The following is a 14,970-nucleotide window of genomic DNA, read 5'->3' as shown; positions in this document are numbered from 1 at the left end:
TAAAACCTATTTGCAAATGATAATGGTTTGCATTTTTATATTTATGTAGATTTATGGTTTTTCATTACGTAGAATCACCTTCAGACCGGGGACGTGCTATCAGGCTGTCTGTTTTGACGAATTAATAAACTGTAAGCAAATACGCGGGCCCACTTAATACAATTGAATTTAACGGGATAAAAAATGCAAAAACTTGTGTTTCTGATTGTGCTAGCAGTGCTCAGCAACCCAATATTCGCAGCTCCGCGGGTCGTCATCGCCGGCGGCTCCTTAACGGATATCGTCTTCGCTTTGGGTGGCGGTAAAGACGTTGTAGCGGTTGATACCTCCAGTACCTCGCCGCTGCAAGCAACTCAATTACCCAAAGTTGGCTACTATCGGGATCTGGCAGCTGAAGGGGTGCTCTCACAACATCCGGAGCTGATCCTGGCATTACAAGGCAGTGGCAGGCCCGAAGTCCTAACCCAGCTGCGCAGCACGGGCGTTAAACTAAACCTGTACGATAAGCCAACCAATATTAACGAACTATTTAACCTGATAGGTCTGCTGGGCCGGGATCTGAACCGCCAAAGCCAGGCACAAAGTCTTATTGCCCGCCTGAAACAAACCTTGCCCGCCAAAGCGCCACCGTCGTCGCTCAGTGCCCTGTTTATTCTCTCTGCGGGCGATCGCGGTGTTACCGTGGCGGGCCCTGAAACAGTGCCAGACCTCCTGTTTGGCTACACAGGGATCCGTAATCTGGCAACGGCACCCGGCTACAAACCCTTCAATCGCGAGGCCATGCTGGTCAGTGCACCCGATTTTCTGGTAGCGCCCAGCCATGTTGTGTATAGCCTGGGCGGCCCTGAGCAGTTTTGTCAGCAAAGTGCCCTGGCATTACTGCCGGCCGCGCAGCAATGCCGACTGCTGGTCATGGACTCTCTGCTGTCAATGGGCATGACCACTCGATTGCCCGAGGCCATTGCTCAGCTTGCAGCCTATCGGGAACAATCCGCGCTATGACTCCGACGCACTCGATTTTAACATCACGTCATTACACAATCTGGTTATGGTTAAGCAGTACTGTATTGCTTGCGCTGGCCTGGTTATCTCTCAGTAGCGGTCCGGTAGGCTGGGACTGGCGTATGCCTCTGGTAGCCCTGCTCCCAGATCAGCTGACACAAGATATTACCGAGCTGCATATAACCGTGGTCACTCAGATCCGTCTGCCAAGGCTGTTACTGGCCCTGTTGGTTGGGTGTGTGCTTGCCTGCAGTGGCGCTGCCAGTCAGGCTCTGTGCCGCAACCCATTGGCCGATCCCAGCCTGATGGGGGTCACCGGTGGTGCGGCCGTCGCAGCCATTGCGGTGATAGCACTTTCCCCAAAAGTAGCCTTCATTAACGAAGCTATGGTCGCCCCGGCGGCTTTTTTAGGCGCGCTGGCCATTACTTCCCTGCTGTATCGTATTGCCAGCCACAACGGTCAGGTCCAGATCACGGTATTGCTGCTTGCTGGTGTGGCCATCAATGCCGTGGCCATGGCCCTGATAGGGTTATTTAGCTTTTTTGCCGACGATACCTCGCTGCGCCTGATGACCTACTGGCAGATGGGCGCGCTCGCCGGCGCCAGCTGGTCCGCTATGCAATATGGCGCACCGCTCATTCTCATTTGTATAGTGATGCTGTTTATTCGTCGTAAACAGATCAATGCTCTGATGCTCGGGGAACGTGATGCCAGGCATCTGGGTGTCAATGTCAGCCGACTCAAAAATGAGGTGATTTTTCTGATAGCACTGGGCGTCGGCGGGGCGGTTGCTATGTCGGGCATGATTGGCTTTGTCGGCCTGCTGGTCCCCCATTTGGCACGATTGCTGGTTGGTCCCGATTTAAGGCGCATGTTGCCTTTGAGTATGCTGCTTGGCTGTGTGGTATTGCTCACTGCCGACTGGCTGGCACGTCTGGTTGTTGCCCCTTCAGAGCTGCCCATTGGTGTGATCACCGCACTGTTCGGTAGTCCGTTTTTTGTCTATTTGCTGATCCAACAAAAACGAGGTGCACATGCTTGAATGCCGCAACCTGAGCGTCGCCCGCTCAGGTAAATCCGTGCTGAAGGAACTGTCATTTGAACTTCACACTGGCCAGTTTATTGTCCTGTTGGGTGAAAATGGTGCAGGGAAATCCACATTATTAAGCGCAATTTGTGATGATATTCCTTATAGTGGCCAGATCCTGTGGCACGGACATACCTTACGTACGCTCGATCCGTTGACTCTGGCTACTCAACGGGCTGTGCTATTACAGCACAACCGTGTTAATTTTGCTTTCTGTACCGCCGAGTTAATCGCTATGGGTCGCTACCCTTATCAGGAAAGCACCGCTGAGCAGGCGGCAGCGGTTGATAACCTCATCACGCAACTGGCACTTGAAAAACTCGCACAACGGGAAATTACCCAGTTGTCGGGTGGTGAATTTCAGCGCGCCCAATTTGCCCGTTGTCTTGCCCAGCTTAACGCTCATGACCCCAAGACCCGAAACAAGCTTATGTTACTGGATGAGCCTACCTCGGCACTGGATCTGCACCACCAGCATCGGGTACTCAGTGCCGCGCAGCGCTTTGCCCGTCAGGGCAATACGGTTATTGCCGTGTTACATGATTTAAATCTCGCGTCGCTTTATGCTGACCGGATCCTCTTGCTGGATAATGGCCAGATCCGCAGCGATGGCCCGCCGCAAGATGTTCTCAGACACGAAGTATTGCAACCCATTTACCAAACAGGCATGCAGATTAATCTGCATCCCGGATATAATATACCTATGATATTCTCAGAACCGCTAACAGGAGCTCCCAATGCGTGAACAAGCTGTTTTTGAAGCGCGCCAGCTGCTCAGACATTCGACTGTCTGTGTGATATCCACTCTCTCTAAAAACCTGGCCGGCTACCCGTTTGGCTCAGTCACGCCATTTATGAGTGACGATCAGGGTCGGCTGATTTTTTACATTGCAGGCATTGCACAGCATTCACGCAACCTGACAGCCGACAGCAGAGTGTGCGCGACCATATTTGATGCGGCGCAAAGCGGCGATCAGAACGAGCATGCCCGCGTCACCATAGTCGGTGACGCTGCGCCAGTTCCAGATGAAGAAACCGCTGATTTACTGCTGCGTTACGAGCGTCATTTTCCAGAGGCCATCAGCTATCGTCAGGCTCATGATTTCAAACTCTGGCGAATGGAAATAAAACGCGTGCGGTATATTGCCGGATTTGGGCAGATATTCTGGCTGGAGGCAGACGAATGGGCACAGCCTGCTGCAAATTGGGATCTGGCCAGTGAAGCGTACATGGTGGCGCATATGAATGACGACCATCAGGATGCCAATCAGTTGATCCTCAAGCTGGTGCATAATGTTGATGCCGCAGAGGTGACTATGACCACGTTACTCAATGAAGGCTGCTATTTCAGAGCCAATGACAAATCATACTACGTGCCTTTTGATAAGCGCTGTGAAGACGCAACCGCAGTGCGCAAAGAACTGGTGCGCCTTACCAAAGCGGCCCGCGCACAATTCGGTGAGGCTGTAGAAAGCTAACCATTAAAAAAGGACAGAGTGATTTGCATCAGTCTGTCCTTTTTTAGTCTGGCTTGGCCCTGCATTAAAACTTCGGACCGCCACCACCGAACATGCCCGGCGGCATCATGCCTTTCATGTTCTTCATCATTTTCATCATGCCGCCTTTACCCTTCATCTTTTTCATCATTTTCTGCATCTGGGTAAACTGCTTGAGAAGTTTATTGATATCCTGTACCTGAGTACCTGAACCGGCCGCAATCCGCTTCTTACGTGAGCCTTTAATGACTTCCGGGCGCGCGCGCTCGTGCGGTGTCATGGAGTTAATGATGGCTTCCATCTGGTTAAACGTCTTGTCGTTTACCTGACCTTTCACTGCATCCGGCAGGTTTGACATACCAGGCAGTTTGTCCAGCATTGACATCATGCCGCCCATGTTTTTCATCTGGCGCAGCTGCTCAGCAAAGTCTTCGAGCGTGAAGCCATCGCCTTTAAAGACTTTCTCAGCCACTTTAGCCGCTTTGTCTTTATCAACCTTAGACTCAACTTCTTCGATCAATGACAGTACGTCACCCATACCAAGAATACGTGACGCGACACGATCCGGGTGGAATGGTTCCAGCGCATCCGTACGCTCGCCCACACCAATGAACTTAATGGGTTTACCAGTAATATGGCGAATAGATAACGCCGCACCGCCGCGTGCATCACCGTCAGTCTTGGTCAGGATCACACCAGTTAGCGGCAAGGCTTCGTCGAATGCCTTCGCCGTATTTGCAGCATCCTGACCCGTCATGGAATCAACAACGAACAGAGTTTCAATCGGAGAGATGGCTGCGTGCAGATCCTTGATCTCGCCCATCATCTCGCTGTCGACGTGTAAACGACCGGCAGTATCCACCAGTACTACATCAATGAACTTTTTCCTGGCATGTGAAATCGCATTCGTTGCGATGTCTACCGGCTTTTGCGAAATATCACTGGGGAAGAACTCAACATCTACTTCTGTGGCCAACGTTTCCAGCTGCTTGATAGCCGCCGGACGGTAGACGTCGGCACTGACCACCAGCACAGATTTTTTCTTACGCTCTTTTAAGAACTTAGCAAGCTTACCCACACTGGTGGTTTTACCCGCACCTTGCAGACCTGCCATCATAACAACCGCAGGTGGCTGCGCAGCCAGGTTGAGCTCCTCGTTGGCTTCACCCATGGCTTTTTCAAGTTCTTCACGCACGATCTTGATGAAAACCTGACCCGGGCTCAGGCTCTTAGTCACTTCAACACCAACCGCACGCTCTTTAACCTGCTTCACAAAGTCTCTGACCACAGGCAAAGCCACATCCGCTTCGAGCAGCGCCATACGCACTTCGCGGAGCGTTTCTTTAATATTGTCTTCGGTTAGTCGGCCGCGGCCGCTGATGTTTTTAAGCGTTTTTCCTAAGCGTTCTTGGAGGTTCTCAAACATTTATCGCTTCCAGTATGTCGTAATTGCCCAGCATTATACTGATATGCGCGTCACTAATACAGTATTCAAGTCAGTTAAGAAACTTTTTCCCTGCCCCTATGCAAGAACCCGAGCTTAAAATACAATAGCCTACAAAAGGAGCATGTAAGTAGAAAGCCATTCATGTTGATCATCAGTTTATCTTTGTTTGCCAGTCTGTTTTATGTACTTGCCACCGGGCATGTACTATCGCGCCTATTCCATAAGGAAGGCCCAAGTCAAAAGCTGACCATTATTTTCAGCACCGTGGCGATACTTAGCCATATGCTGGTACTGGTAAACTCCGTGTTTACGCAGGATGGCCAAGACCTCAGCACCATTAATGTGGCGCTGCTCACCTGTTGGGTCATTGTGGTGTCGGTGACTACGGTTTCTTTAAAGTTTCCGGCCACTTTGTTATTGCCGGTTGTCTACGGCTTCGCCTCGATTCTTCTGGTCGCCAGCCTGTTTGTCCCGCATCATATTGTGATGAAATCGCTGGACGTGGATATTGGCTTGGTGGTACATATTTCCTTGTCTTTACTGGCTTACTGCGTACTTATTATTGCCACGCTTTACGCGGTACAGTTTTATTTTATTGATCGCAGATTAAAAGAAAAAGATTTGGCCATCATGCACAGTCACCTTCCGCCATTGATGCAGGTTGAATCTCAGCTCTACCAACTACTGACTGTAGGTACGGGCCTGTTAACTCTGGCGCTGTTGTCTGGTTTTGTGTTCCTCGAAGGCATGTTTGCCAAAGAGTTTTTACATAAGACAGTACTGTCGCTGATTGCCTGGTGTATTTTCACTGCTGTGACCATTGGCCACCACCAGTTTGGCTGGCGGGGTAAGTCTGTGGTATTCGCAGTATTAGGCGCATCAGGCATAGTGACTTTAGCTTATTTCGGCAGTCGATTTGTTCAAGAAGTGATCTTAGGTAAGTTTTAATCTAAGTTTTAACTTAAGTTCATGCTTTTTGACTTGACTCTGAATTCTGGCTAACGCTTAATACTCCTTCGTAAGCAAAAAAGGGATCCTCTGTTGGACGACATATCAACCAGCGCCTTGTTTATTATTCTTGGCGTGCTTGTTCTGCTCTCGGGCTATTTTTCCAGTTCGGAAACCGGGATCATGTCTATCAATCGCTACCGATTGCGCCACTTGGTAAAAGAAAAACACAAGTCGGCACAGCGCGTAGACGAACTTTTAAAACGCCCGGACCGTTTAATTGGTCTGATCTTAATCGGAAATAACCTGGTTAACATTGCCGCTTCAGCGGTTGCTACCGTGTTGGGTATGCGCTTACTGGGTGATGCAGGTATTGTGGTTGCCACCTTTGCTCTGACCTTGGTCATCTTGATCTTTGCAGAAGTCACACCGAAAACATTGGCGGCACTGTACCCCGAAAAAATCGCGTTTCCCAGCTCTGTGATTCTGAAACTCCTGTTAAAAATACTCTTCCCTGTGGTTGTGACTGTGAACTGGATCACCAACGGCATGTTGAAACTGATTGGCGTATCACCGGAGCAGATAGAAGAACACAGCTTGAGTAAAGAAGAGCTCAAAACTGTCCTCAATGAATCTGGCGCTATGTTGCCAACCAACCACCAAGATATGATGACCTCCATTTTGGATTTAGATCATGTGACGGTTGAAGACATTATGATCCCACGCAGTGAGATCAATGCGATTGATATCAACGACGACTGGAAAGTGATCTCTAAACAGCTCACCAATGCTCAGCACACCCGAGTGCTGCTATATCGCGACCAGATAGATGACGCCGTGGGCTTTATCCATTCACGCGATGCTTTGCGTCTGCTGACCAAAGAGCAGTTTGACAAGCCTTCTCTGCTGCGAGCGGTGCGAGAAATTTACTATATTCCGGAAAGCACCTCACTGAACACGCAACTTTTAAAGTTCCAGCAAAACAAAGAGCGTATCGGTCTGGTGGTTGACGAATATGGAGATATCCAGGGTCTGGTGACACTGGAAGACATCCTTGAAGAAGTAGTCGGCGACTTTACCACAACCAAAACGCCAGCCCCGAGCGACGAGGTCGACGTTCAAAATGATGGCTCTGTTATGGTTGATGGTGGCGCGAACGTACGCGACCTGAACAAAGAAATGCGTTGGCACCTGCCTACGGAAGGTCCAAAAACTCTCAGCGGACTGATTGTTGAATATCTTGAGGATATTCCACAGACACAGTTGGGCCTGAAAATAGCGGGTTACCCCATGGAAGTGGTCGAAATAAAGGAAAACATGATTAAGGTGGTCAAGGTTTACCCCAATAAAAAGAAAAAACCTGCCAAATCACACTAATAAAAAGCCGCGTAACGCGGCTTTTTATTTTTAGTTACAAAAAACCCACCAACTCCCCATTAAAACTTTGCCCACATTCTGTACAAATTAATTTCATTATTGTTAACTAAGTCAGCCCAGCCTATGGGCATATTCAAAATAAACAAGGAAATACAAATGAAGTTAAAATTGAACAAAAAAAGCGTGAAAGCCTTGTCTTCTGACAGCGCAGTGCTACCCGGGAAAATGACACGTCAGGTTGCCGGTGGTTTAGTGACACTAGAATGTCCAAGTGACTGGGATCGCTGGACCAGCGGCGGTTGTGTATCAACCCAATGCGAAACCTACACTTGCCCGCTACCGCACACTATTGTCGGTGATTGCCCTTTGTCTTGGGATTGCCGTTTCTCCAGAAACGGATGCTAATATCAATAAAGGAATTAATATGAAACTTAAGCTAAATAAGAAAAAAGTAAAAACACTCTCAGCCGACAACTCAGTGTTACCAGTCAAAATGACTGGTAAAATCGCAGGTGGTGTACCACCTACTTCAAATTGTCCAAGTGACTGGGATACACGTACCAGCTACACCTGTACAACACTGAACTGCGCCCAATCCTACAACTGCCTGCCCTCTATCCATAATGAGTGTGACACCTGGGATTGTCGATTTTCACGCAACACTACCTGCTAATTCGACAAGGAAGTAACAGGAATTGCAATTCTGCCCAATGCTATTGCTAAACATTGAGCACGGTGCAGCAGGTGAGTTATCTGCTGCACATTTTTAAGGAAGGAGCTTAAATAGCGTAACGTTAGGAGAATAATCGCTCAAACCAGTTCTTATCCAGGTCGGCCTCACATCGCTTAAGCTGAGCACCATAACGCGAGGCACGATGCTTCACTTTATTGGCTACTTTCATCAGCCACTGCTTCTTCTTATAGGTACCCCGTCGGTAGCCGCCCCAACCTTCGTGGTAGTTGAGGTATTGTGCATAGGCATCCCACTTGGACACACCGTTGATTTTATGGGTCTTGTAGACAAACCACCCCATGAAATCTATGGCATCTTCGAAATCATCTCTGTCTGCACCTGAGTTACCCGTTTCGCGAATGTAATCACTCCATGTTGGTGTTTTTGCCTGTGAGTAGCCATAGGCACTACTGGCACGACCAATGGGGATAACCCATAAAAAGTACTCCATTGGAGGCGCGGCGTCATGCCTGAACGAACTTTCCTGGTACATCATGCTCATTAATACGTGTTTTGGCGATCCCCACTTTTCTTGGGCATCTTTTGCATCAAAGTACCAGTCCTCCTTTTCTTGAAAAATTTTACAAATATCATTCGGTTGCTTCGGAGGTGCAGTCGCGCAGCCAGTTAATGCAGCCAACAAAGGTAATAAAATTATTTTTTTTCTCATTTTTTTATGAACTCGTTGAACTTTTCAAAATTGTGCCGGTCTTACTCTCTGAATGCAGCAGTTTAGCATTGTTTCATCCCTGATATTTATTTGCGCAGCCTACTGGCTGCGCTTTTTTTATGCCCTGGAAAAGTAGTCACGCAAAAATTCGTTAAACGTGGCACTGTCTTTTGCAACAACGTCTTGTTCATCCGCAAATGATTGCGCACTCATTGTATCCAGATCGGCTTGCTGAAATACATGATAGTCGTCTGACACATGATAGTGTTTGTACTGCTGTGCCAGTGACAAAGCCAATTTTCCGCTATCCTGAGCCTCGCGGGTTAGTTGTTCAACAATACGTCCGGATATAGTTAACTCAGGCTGACTTACCCACTCACTGAGCTTAGCTATCACAGGTATGTAGCGCTCAGCACCATGCGCCTCATCCAGCAAAGCTGCAACCCGATGCAATTGCTCAAAAATGTCCTTGCCCCATTGCTGTAAAGAACAAGCTTCTGTTTCCCGCTTCAGAGTCACATCAGGATTACGTCCTTCATTGATGACCTGTTGTAAATTTAGATCACAGATTTTTTGCTCTTCCCAGCTTAGCGCAGGCGACTCTTTCAACAGGCAGTAAGTAAGGAACACATCCAAAAACAGGATTTGTTCAAGATCAATCCCTGTCTCACTGAATGGATTAACATCCAGAGCCCGAATCTCAACATATTCAATACCACCACGGCTAAGCGCCTGAGTTGGGGTTTCTCCTGAACGACCATTGCGCTTAGGCCGGATAGGCGAATAGAATTCGTTTTCTATCTGGAGAATGTTCTTATTGAGCTGTTTCGGCGCATCGTGTTGATAGTCCGGAATATGTTGATACAGATCAGATTGACTACGAATGGCCTTTTGCAGCCCCGCGACATACTCATCCAGGCTGTTGTAGGTAACACGCAGTGATGACTGAGCACTGTTGGTGTAACCCAGATCTCCCAAACGTAATGCCGTGCCATACTCCAGGTAGAGTGTTCCCTGTCCCAGCTGTTTAAACGGTAATTCACTGCTCTTGCCTTGCAAAAAAGAACGACACAGAGCAGGAGAAGCGCCAAACAGGTAGCTGATCAGCCACAATTCACGTTTAAAGTTTCTGATGAGGCCCAAATACTGGTCAGAAATAAAGGCTTGTGAAGGTTGCGTATCCTCTGCCAGTGTCTGCAGGCTCTGCCACAAAGAATCAGGGAACGATATGTTAAAATGTACTCCCGCAATAGCCTGCATCATACTGCCATAGCGGTTTTTTAAGCCTTCCCGATATAAGGTTTTCATTTGACCAATATTTGACTGGCCAAACTGTGCCAGCGTAATGTCGTCTTCATGCTGGATAAAACACGGCATACTCATTGGCCACAAGAGTTCATCACCCATATGACTCAGGGTATATTTTTGCAAGTCCCTCAGCTGAGAGAGCGTTTCCTCGGGTGATTCGCTGACCGGGGTAATAAACTCCAGGAGAGACTCGGAGAAATCAGTTGTGATCGCACCATGTGTCAACGCATGACCAGCCCCTTGAGGGTGAGGGGTTTTTGCTATCTCTCCGGATGACTTAATTCTCAGCGCTTCTCGTTCAATCCCGCGTTTAATGCCACGCAAGGCGCTACGATGTGCCGATGTCGCAAGCGCTTCTAACTTGCCTTGTAAATTTAACTGTTTCAAAAACTAATACCTCGAGGCCCGGTGCTCAGTAATACACAATGCTACTGTCAATTGGGGCAAATTACGAATACTCAAGCGGTAATGATCACTTTGCCAAAATGCGCACCTTGTTCAACATACTCATGCGCCCGCTGAATGTCGCTTAATTTAAATTGCTGATCAACCAATACCTGCAACTGCTCTGTACATACGGCTTCATACAAACATGCCAAATGTGCCTGGTTTGCTTCAACCAATAGTCCACGTCCTGTCACACCCTGTTGGTGAGCAACTGCTAACACCTGATCTTTTGTTACCGTGGGAACAGTGACGAGTTCAGAGCCAGCAAGCAGGTTTTGCGTCATACTTTGCCCAAGCTTTCCTCCGACTAAATCAATCAAGAGGCCCTTACGAGGCTGTGACAAATACGCGTCCAACGTGATGGCCTCAAAGTCCAATGTGCTGAATACCTGATGCTCAGTGCGCCGACTGACAGGGATCACATCAAATCCGCGTAATCTGGCGATTTGCAGTAACAGGTGACCAACCCCTCCGGTTGCTGCATTGACATACACAGGCGCGTGCTCAGGATCAAAATCGGCCAGCGCCTGCCATGCAGTCAACCCTGCCAGACACAGACCGGCCAAACTGGTTTTTACATTCTGCTCGACTTTAATTAATTCATCAGCGTTGCCATAAACATGGCTGGCATAACTCCCCGGATGACTGGCAAAGCCTGCCATGCCGATCACCTTATCTCCCGGCTCAAGCCCGCTAACATGGTTACCGGTTTGTACGACTTCGCCTAATACGTCATAGCCCAGAGGCAAAAACGCATCGGGCGCTTTACCTTGTGCAACATAGCCAAGGCCGTTGCGTGTTTTAATATCGATGGGATTGACTGACGTTGAAATCACTTTGATCAGCACCTGCTGATCGCTAGGTGATGTCAGTGGCAAGTCCTGAGCACACAGTTCAGTGCTGCCACCAAATTGAAAAATGCCATACTGGCGAAAGAGCTTTTCCATGGAAGATGCGTGTTTATGTGGCGATAATGAACTCTAACATATCACAACAAAACCCCCAACCTCAGCACGCTGAATTTAAACAGATACGGGCAGCATATTGCCGCCCGATGAAGGAGTTAACGCGTGAAAACGATGTCGCCTTCAACAACATCCACCTTGATCACGTCACCAACGTCAAAATCCCCCTGCAGTAGCTGCTGTGCCAGCGGATTTTCAATATGATGCTGGACCGCACGTTTGAGTGGCCGCGCACCGTAGACAGGATCGAAACCACTGGCCGCAATCTTATCCAGCGCAGCCTCAGTGAGCTCAAAGCCAAACCCTTTGTCATGCAAACGCTGGCGCAGCTTTGACAGCTGAATGTCCGCAATTTGCTTAATGTGCTCATTGATAAGCGGATGGAAGACGACCGTTTCGTCGATACGGTTGATAAATTCAGGTCTGAATTGCGTCACCAATACATCCATGACACGTTGCTTCAGGACAGCATAATCATTGCTGCCTGCTTGCTCCTGAATAACATCTGAGCCCAGGTTCGAGGTCATAATGATCACCGCGTTTTTAAAATCAACGGTGCGACCCTGGCCATCCGTCAGACGCCCGTCGTCGAGTACCTGAAGTAAAATATTAAACACGTCAGGGTGCGCTTTTTCTACTTCATCAAGCAAAATCACGGAGTAAGGGCGACGGCGGACCGCTTCGGTCAGATAACCCCCCTCTTCATACCCCACATACCCTGGGGGTGCCCCCACCAGACGTGCTACCGAGTGTTTTTCCATAAACTCAGACATATCAATGCGCACCATGGCATCTTCCGTGTCAAACATAAAGCCTGCTAACGCTTTGGTCAGCTCAGTTTTACCTACCCCAGTTGGGCCTAAGAACAAAAACGAGCCAATCGGCCGGTTAGGATCGGCCAAGCCCGCGCGCGAGCGGCGGATGGCATTGGCCACCGCACTGACGGCCTCATCCTGACCAATGACCTTTCTGTGTAACTCTTCTTCCATCTGCAGCAGTTTGTCTCGCTCGCCCTGAAGCATTTTTGCCACCGGGATCCCTGTCCAGCGCGACAAAATCTCCGCGATTTCATCTTCACCAACCTGGTTTTTCAGCAGACTCATTTCCTGCATCTCAGCCTGAGAAGCTAAATCCAGTTTGCGCTCCAACTCCGGAATACGACCATATTGCAGCTCAGACATACGCTGCAAGTCGCTTGCCCGGCGTGCCACATCCAGATCCAGACGGGCCTGTTCCAGCTCCGCCTTGATGACCTGCGTGCCCTGCAATGAGGCCTTCTCTGCATTCCATACCTCATCGAGTTCACGATACTCAGATTCCAACTGCTGGATCAGAGTCTGCATTTCAGTGCGGCGCTTCTGGCTGGCTTCATCTTTTTCCTTGGCCAGTGCATTGTCTTCCAGTTTTAGCTGAATGATGCGACGCTCCAGCTTGTCCAGCTGTTCCGGCTTAGAGTCTATTTGCAAACGAATGGAAGAGCCGGCCTCATCGATAAGATCAATGGCCTTATCCGGCAACTGCCTGTCGCTGATATAACGATGTGACAAGTGTGCCGCAGCAACAATGGCCGGATCGGTAATATCAACAGAGTGATGCAATTCATAGCGCTCTTTTAGCCCTCGCAAAATCGCAATGGTGTCTTCGACACTTGGCTCTGCCACAAAGACTTTCTGGAAACGTCGCTCAAGCGCAGCGTCTTTTTCAATGTACTGGCGATACTCATCCAGGGTTGTTGCCCCCACACAATGCAACTCGCCGCGTGCCAGTGCTGGCTTGAGCATATTGCCCGCATCCATGGCGCCATCTGTCTTGCCAGCGCCCACCATAGTATGGATCTCATCAATAAAGAGGATCACCCGGCCTTCTTCTTTAGCCAATTCATTCAGTACAGACTTGAGGCGCTCCTCAAATTCTCCGCGGTATTTTGCACCAGCTACCAGCGCCCCAAGATCAAGCGATAGTACACGCTTATCTTTTAGGCCCTCAGGTACTTCACCATTGATGATACGCTGTGCCAGGCCCTCTACAATGGCTGTTTTACCAACGCCGGGCTCACCGATCAGCACAGGGTTATTCTTGGTTCGACGCTGCAAAACCTGTACTGTGCGTCGAATTTCATCGTCACGACCTATCACCGGATCCAACTTGCCTTGCTCGGCGCGTTCAGTCAGATCTATCGTGTACTTCTCCAGCGCCTGACGGGTATCTTCAGCGTTCGGATCATCCACTTTCTGGCCACCGCGAATGGCCTTAATGGCTTTTTCAATTTTGTCCTGAGTGATATTCAAAGAGCGGAAGATATCGCCCAGCGGGCCTTTATCTTCGCATGCCGCAAACACAAATAGCTCACTGGAGATGTATTTGTCTTTGCGTTTCTGTGCATACTTGTCACATAAATTGATTAGTGAAATGAGGTTATTTGACAGTTGTACATCACCGCCAACGCCTTCAACCTTAAACAGTTTTTCAATAGCCTGAGAGAGTTTCGTGTTCAGCTCATCGGCACTGACCCCGGCCTGAGCGAACAAAGCGCGGACGCTGGAGCCGCTTTGCTGCAACAAAGAGTACATTAAATGTACAGGCTCAATAAACTGATGATCCCGCCCTAATGCGAGTGACTGCGCATCGGACAGCGCAGCTTGAAATTTACTGGTAAACCTATCTATTCGCATACCCTAAATAACCTTATAAATAACTTAATTACCTATAAAATGGGTATCACAGCGAGTTTGATCAAGGTGTGTAAAGCAAAAGAGCGAGATTTATTTGCGCCAAATCAAACTGGCCATTCGACCGCAGCGACTATCTCTGCGATAAGAAAAATAATATTGAGGATGAGCAACCGTACAGTGTGCGTGCTCAGACACAGCAGTGACACCCAGTTCACTCAGTTGCTGTCTGGCAAGAAGGTAAATATCAGCCAGATACTGACCGTTTTTCTGGCGCACGAACGCCTGGCTGTGCACCCGGCTGAGTGCGACAAACTGATCAACGACTTCTTTGCCTACTTCAAAAGCCTGAGGACCAATAGCAGGCCCTAACCAGACATGTAATTGACTCGCAGGCGTTTTAAAATGTGCCAGGGTTTTAGCAAGAATACCTGCCACCAATGGCCTCCAGCCACAATGAACCGCCGCTATTTCCAGACCGTCTTCACTGGCAACCAGCACAGGTAAACAGTCGGCAGTCATGATTGCCAAAGCAAATTGAGAAGAACGGGTAAAAATGGCATCAGCCTGAGGAAGTGAAGCAATATCATACTCATCATCAGCATCGATGACAGTGTTACCGTGTACTTGCTCCAGCCAGACAATTGGCAGTGAGACCTCAGCCTGCAACCGTGCCCTGTTCTGTGCGACGGCCTGCGGCGCGTCGCCGACATGATAGGCCAGATTGAAACCATCAAAAGGGGGCGCAGATGCGCCTCCCTGTCTTGTGGTAGACAGGGCGCCAACGACCCCCTGTAACGGCCAATCTGGATAGATCATA

14 protein-coding genes are annotated in these 14,970 nt (G+C 49.0%); 8 read left to right on the top strand and 6 right to left on the bottom strand.

The window, feature by feature from the left end; all coding sequences use genetic code 11:
- Window positions 1-183 precede the first annotated feature (183 nt).
- Genes ACXAH1_RS07825 through ACXAH1_RS07810 form a run of 4 tightly spaced genes read left to right on the top strand, consistent with a single transcriptional unit; the run spans window position 184 to window position 3,568 of the window.
- Window positions 184-1,002, top strand: a complete 819-nt coding sequence (locus ACXAH1_RS07825; RefSeq protein WP_475195522.1) for a heme/hemin ABC transporter substrate-binding protein — start codon at window positions 184-186, stop codon at window positions 1,000-1,002.
- Window positions 999-2,045: a FecCD family ABC transporter permease gene (locus ACXAH1_RS07820; protein WP_475195518.1), complete on the top strand. Its 1,047-nt coding sequence runs from the start codon at window positions 999-1,001 to the stop codon at window positions 2,043-2,045. The genes ACXAH1_RS07825 and ACXAH1_RS07820 overlap by 4 nt, the downstream gene beginning before the upstream one ends.
- Entirely contained in the window at window positions 2,038-2,835 is a 798-nt protein-coding gene (locus tag ACXAH1_RS07815) for a heme ABC transporter ATP-binding protein (protein ID WP_475195515.1), read from the top strand. Before ACXAH1_RS07820 ends, ACXAH1_RS07815 begins: the two co-directional genes overlap by 8 nt.
- Window positions 2,828-3,568, top strand: a complete 741-nt coding sequence (locus ACXAH1_RS07810) for a HugZ family pyridoxamine 5'-phosphate oxidase (protein ID WP_475195513.1) — start codon at window positions 2,828-2,830, stop codon at window positions 3,566-3,568. Before ACXAH1_RS07815 ends, ACXAH1_RS07810 begins: the two co-directional genes overlap by 8 nt.
- Before the next feature lie 64 nt (window positions 3,569-3,632).
- Here the strand turns inward: ACXAH1_RS07810 and ffh are convergent, their stop codons facing one another.
- Complete coding sequence (ffh, locus tag ACXAH1_RS07805; protein WP_253043977.1) at window positions 3,633-5,012, bottom strand: signal recognition particle protein; 1,380 nt, start codon at window positions 5,010-5,012, stop codon at window positions 3,633-3,635.
- A 162-nt stretch (window positions 5,013-5,174) separates the two neighbouring features.
- Between ffh and ACXAH1_RS07800 the strand changes: the two genes are divergently transcribed.
- The 4 genes from ACXAH1_RS07800 (at window position 5,175) to ACXAH1_RS07785 (ending at window position 8,031) form a co-directional block, all read left to right on the top strand.
- Window positions 5,175-5,981, top strand: a complete 807-nt coding sequence (locus tag ACXAH1_RS07800; protein ID WP_253043974.1) for a cytochrome C assembly family protein — start codon at window positions 5,175-5,177, stop codon at window positions 5,979-5,981.
- Between the two features lie 93 nt (window positions 5,982-6,074).
- Window positions 6,075-7,358: an HlyC/CorC family transporter gene (locus tag ACXAH1_RS07795; protein WP_138544442.1), complete on the top strand. Its 1,284-nt coding sequence runs from the start codon at window positions 6,075-6,077 to the stop codon at window positions 7,356-7,358.
- 156 nt (window positions 7,359-7,514) lie between these two features.
- A complete protein-coding gene (locus ACXAH1_RS07790) occupies window positions 7,515-7,763 on the top strand; it encodes a hypothetical protein (protein ID WP_253043971.1) in 249 nt (82 codons plus the stop codon).
- 19 nt (window positions 7,764-7,782) lie between these two features.
- Window positions 7,783-8,031, top strand: coding sequence for a hypothetical protein (locus ACXAH1_RS07785; RefSeq protein WP_138549724.1), 249 nt, complete (start codon window positions 7,783-7,785; stop codon window positions 8,029-8,031).
- Between the two features lie 121 nt (window positions 8,032-8,152).
- Here the strand turns inward: ACXAH1_RS07785 and ACXAH1_RS07780 are convergent, their stop codons facing one another.
- From ACXAH1_RS07780 to pgeF, 5 genes are all read right to left on the bottom strand, one after another.
- Window positions 8,153-8,761, bottom strand: coding sequence for a transglycosylase SLT domain-containing protein (locus ACXAH1_RS07780; RefSeq protein WP_253043969.1), 609 nt, complete (start codon window positions 8,759-8,761; stop codon window positions 8,153-8,155).
- A 117-nt stretch (window positions 8,762-8,878) separates the two neighbouring features.
- Window positions 8,879-10,456, bottom strand: a complete 1,578-nt coding sequence (gshA, locus tag ACXAH1_RS07775; protein WP_475195503.1) for a glutamate--cysteine ligase — start codon at window positions 10,454-10,456, stop codon at window positions 8,879-8,881.
- A gap of 71 nt (window positions 10,457-10,527) precedes the next feature.
- A complete protein-coding gene (locus tag ACXAH1_RS07770) occupies window positions 10,528-11,463 on the bottom strand; it encodes an NADP-dependent oxidoreductase (RefSeq protein WP_475195497.1) in 936 nt (311 codons plus the stop codon).
- A 116-nt stretch (window positions 11,464-11,579) separates the two neighbouring features.
- On the bottom strand, window positions 11,580-14,153 hold the full coding sequence (gene clpB, locus ACXAH1_RS07765) for an ATP-dependent chaperone ClpB (RefSeq protein WP_475195492.1): 2,574 nt from the start codon (window positions 14,151-14,153) through the stop codon (window positions 11,580-11,582).
- Window positions 14,154-14,243: 90 nt separating this feature from the next.
- Window positions 14,244-14,969: a peptidoglycan editing factor PgeF gene (pgeF, locus tag ACXAH1_RS07760; RefSeq protein ID WP_475195487.1), complete on the bottom strand. Its 726-nt coding sequence runs from the start codon at window positions 14,967-14,969 to the stop codon at window positions 14,244-14,246.
- Window position 14,970: the final 1 nt, after the last annotated feature.

The organism is Pseudoalteromonas sp. AWH4_217 (assembly GCF_056161105.1).
This window is presented reverse-complemented; position numbering and strand designations above follow the sequence as displayed.

Bases quoted from the DNA above. Each gene is read 5' to 3' on its own strand.
- ACXAH1_RS07815 (WP_475195515.1), top strand. From the start codon at position 2,038: ATGCTTGAATGCCGCAACCTGAGCGTCGCCCGCTCAGGTAAATCCGTG.
- ACXAH1_RS07800 (WP_253043974.1), top strand. From the start codon at position 5,175: ATGTTGATCATCAGTTTATCTTTGTTTGCCAGTCTGTTTTATGTACTT.
- ACXAH1_RS07810 (WP_475195513.1), top strand. From the start codon at position 2,828: ATGCGTGAACAAGCTGTTTTTGAAGCGCGCCAGCTGCTCAGACATTCG.
- clpB (WP_475195492.1), bottom strand. From the start codon at position 14,153: ATGCGAATAGATAGGTTTACCAGTAAATTTCAAGCTGCGCTGTCCGAT.
- ffh (WP_253043977.1), bottom strand. From the start codon at position 5,012: ATGTTTGAGAACCTCCAAGAACGCTTAGGAAAAACGCTTAAAAACATC.
- ACXAH1_RS07790 (WP_253043971.1), top strand. From the start codon at position 7,515: ATGAAGTTAAAATTGAACAAAAAAAGCGTGAAAGCCTTGTCTTCTGAC.
- ACXAH1_RS07825 (WP_475195522.1), top strand. From the start codon at position 184: ATGCAAAAACTTGTGTTTCTGATTGTGCTAGCAGTGCTCAGCAACCCA.
- ACXAH1_RS07785 (WP_138549724.1), top strand. From the start codon at position 7,783: ATGAAACTTAAGCTAAATAAGAAAAAAGTAAAAACACTCTCAGCCGAC.
- ACXAH1_RS07780 (WP_253043969.1), bottom strand. From the start codon at position 8,761: ATGAGAAAAAAAATAATTTTATTACCTTTGTTGGCTGCATTAACTGGC.
- ACXAH1_RS07820 (WP_475195518.1), top strand. From the start codon at position 999: ATGACTCCGACGCACTCGATTTTAACATCACGTCATTACACAATCTGG.
- ACXAH1_RS07770 (WP_475195497.1), bottom strand. From the start codon at position 11,463: ATGGAAAAGCTCTTTCGCCAGTATGGCATTTTTCAATTTGGTGGCAGC.
- pgeF (WP_475195487.1), bottom strand. From the start codon at position 14,969: ATGATCTATCCAGATTGGCCGTTACAGGGGGTCGTTGGCGCCCTGTCT.